The sequence below is a fragment of the Rhodococcus sp. T7 genome (genome assembly GCF_009872365.1).
GTDB lineage: Bacteria > Actinomycetota > Actinomycetes > Mycobacteriales > Mycobacteriaceae > Rhodococcus_F.
Genome location: NZ_WXYH01000390.1, coordinates 165,133 through 168,250, shown reverse-complemented (window position 1 = coordinate 168,250; position 3,118 = coordinate 165,133). Strand labels below are relative to the sequence as shown.

3 protein-coding genes are annotated in these 3,118 nt (G+C 63.8%); all 3 read right to left on the bottom strand.

The window, feature by feature from the left end; translation table 11 throughout:
• On the bottom strand, positions 1-824 hold an 824-nt coding region (locus MLGJGCBP_RS49285; RefSeq protein WP_160104078.1), incomplete at its 3' end, for a toluene hydroxylase.
• A 50-nt stretch (positions 825-874) separates the two neighbouring features.
• Positions 875-1,918, bottom strand: coding sequence for a 2Fe-2S iron-sulfur cluster-binding protein (locus MLGJGCBP_RS49280; RefSeq protein ID WP_160095381.1), 1,044 nt, complete (start codon positions 1,916-1,918; stop codon positions 875-877).
• Between the two features lie 85 nt (positions 1,919-2,003).
• The coding region (locus tag MLGJGCBP_RS49275) for a methane monooxygenase (RefSeq protein WP_160095383.1) at positions 2,004-3,118 on the bottom strand (1,115 nt) is incomplete at its 5' end.

Here is a 3,118-nt window from a genome sequence, read left to right as displayed (position 1 = left end):
GTGCCGACGATGGTGGGGGTGATGTAGTCGCCGTTGCCGGCGGCGATCTGCATGACCAGTTCGGTGCGGAACAGCGATCCCACCAGCTGCTCGAAGACGATGTTCGAGGCGAACAGCAGCTCACACCAATCGGGGACCGCGGTGAGGCGCTCGACGACCTCCCGGGTGGGTTGCCACTCGGGAGCGGACTGCCACACCTCCTTGTGCGCGGCGCCGTCGAAGTCCTCGGTGGCCTCGGACAGATCCAGGTTGAACAGTGCCAGGTCCTGGGCGAAACGCATCTTGTGGGCGGCGTTCACCGCGACGGCGGTGTTGATCATGTTGGTCGGGCAGGACCGCTGGATGGAGGTGAACACGTGCAGCGCCAACCCGTTCTCGGCGTGCATCCACGCCCCCAGGTTGCGGGAGATGAACGTCAGCCACGGTGTGTTCCAGCCGTCGTAGACCCGGGCCCGTTTGGCGTTGGACAGGCACAGTTCGACCTGGTGGACCACCTTGGAGTTGTTACGGAAGATCGTCTGGTCCCACTCCTCGTTCGGGTCGAGGAAGGCGTGCCAGTTCGACGACTTCGCGGCCGTCCACTCCTGCGGGTAGCCGCCGGGGCCGTCACCGAAGCCGTAAATCCAGCCCTGGGAGAGGTGCCGATCGGGGTCGGGCTGGACGTCGACCGTGACGTCCTCGTACATCGTCGACCGCTTCTTGGCGGGCGTGTAGTAAGTGAAGGTACGGCTGCGGGAGCTGGGGAATTCCAGTGCACCGGCTTCGGAGTCGGTGAACTCGATCTTCGGAAAGCTCCGCTGCTTGGGCTCGGAAGTTGCGGTCATCTCGTTGCGGTTCCTGTCGATAATGGAGGAAGGGGGAATTCCTGCGGCGATTACTCGAAGGCCGGGCTGGTGAACTTGTCGTAGAAGACCTGGTCGTGCGGGGCGCCATTGGCGTCGAGCAAGGCCAGGGCGGCGTCGACCATCGGCGGCGGCCCACACAGGTAGACCTCGGTCTTGCTGATGTCGGGTTCGCGGCGGCTGACGACGTCGGTGACATTGCCGTCCTCGACGACGATCGACCCCACCGGCGCAGGGTCCATCGATTCCGACAGGCAGGCCACGAACGTGAAGTCCGTCAACCCTTGTCCGAGTTCGAGGATCTCGTCGAGGTAGAACAGGTCCTGCGGGGTGCGGGCACCGTAGTAGAAATGCACCGGGCGGGTATTGCCCGTCTCGCTCATGTGCCGCAGCAGCGAGAGGACCGGGGCCATCCCGGCGCCGCCGCCGATCAGGACGATCGGCAGGACGTGGCCGTCCTTGAGGGTGAACGACCCGTACGGTCCGGTCAGGGCGATCTCGTCACCCACCGAGATCCCGTCGTCGAGCAGGCCGGCGAACTTGCCGCCCGGGTACTTCTTGATGAGGAACTCCACCCGGTCCGGTGTCATCTGGGTGGTCGCCATGGAGAAGGAGCGGTGTTCCTCGGTGCCGGGGATGGTCAGGTCGCAGTACTGGCCCGGTTTGAACTCGAACGTTGCCGGCTCGACGGGCTGCAGCTGCAGCGACACGATGTCCTTGGTCATCGACTCGATCGCTACCACGCGGGTACGCACATCCTGGATGGGGACACCGCCGAGGAGTTCGTCCTCGTCGAAGTTGAGCAGTTCGATGGTGCAGTCGCTGTATGCCGTAGCGCGGCAGAGCAGTACGTGCCCCTCGTCGACCTCGGCTTCGTTGCACGCAAACGTCGAGTAATTCTCCATCTGGATATCGCCGTCGAGGACAAATGATTTGCAGGCCGAGCACCGCCCCTCACGGCACCCGTGCATCAGGTGGATGCCCTGCCGGAAGGCGGCGTCGAGGATGTACTCGTCCTCGCCGACTTCCATCTCGATGTCGACGGGCTCGAAGTTGATTACGTGCTTGTCGGCCACGGGCCATCTCCTGGGACTCTGGAAGTGTTGTGCTGGTTGCGGTGGGCGACGCCGTAAGTGATCAGGCGCCGCCCACCGAGCCTGGTCAGGCAGGTACGGTGCTACCTGCGCGGTACGCGGCGATGTGCGCGTTGCGTTCGGCGTCCGACATCTGGTTCAAGAGCACGTTCGGGCTCTGGAACGTGTTGCCGCGGACATCGTCGAGAGTCCACAACTTCTTCGGATCGTCCAGCTGCAGGTGCGGCTGACCGACGAGGGTCTTACCGTCATCGCGGACGTACCCGAGATCGGAGACGATGTCGGCGAGGTCCTTGCCGTGATGCAGGGTCTCCCATTCACGGAAGCCGGTGAGCCGGCCCATGTTCGGAGTCGGCTTGCCCTGGTACTCGCTGCGGAACGCGACGGCGTCGGTCCAGTAGCAGGTCTCCGAGCAGTAGGTCCGCCACTGCTCGTCGACCTTCTCCACGACCATGTCCTCACGGATGAGCGCGGGCACCATGCACGTCCAGCAGCGGTGCGGGTACTGGTACCCGACGTCCTCGAACGCGATCGGCTTGTTGCGGCCGGGGTAGGCGAGGCGGTTGTACTCCTCCCACCACTTGCCGTACTTCGAGTACCAGCCCGGGTACTTGTGCTCGAACCACTCGAAGTCCTGGTCGGTCATCGCATCGATCCGCCAGTAGTTGACCGGCCACCCGGTAGCGAAGAACCGGGCCGTCTCGTGGACGTAACCCTTCTCGGTGATCCGCTTCCACGCCTCTTCGACCAGGTCGTGCGGGATGGTCAGGCCGTACTTTTCGAGCGGGATGAGGTAGCTGCGGTAGTAGTCGTCGTAGATCCACCGCCGCCACATCTCGGCGTAGCTTTCCCGGTCCTTGCGACGGTCCTTGGTGCCGTACTCGATGAAGGTGCCGATCGCTGCGTCGACGACGCAATGGTTGTTCCACCACGCGTACCGCAGGTCGCGTTCGAGCAGGGGACGGTTGCGTTCGTCGGCAAGGGCCATCAACAGGATCGAGTAACCGTTGGAGATGTGCCGCGATTCGTCGGACTGCACCGAGTGAAACACGGTGGGCAACAGGTAATCACCATTGGCGGCGGCCTCGTCGGGCATGGCCACGAACAGGGTGTTCGTGAACGCGGTTTCGGCGACCACGGTCAGGTAGATGTTCGCCGAGGTGATCGCGTCACCGGTAATGA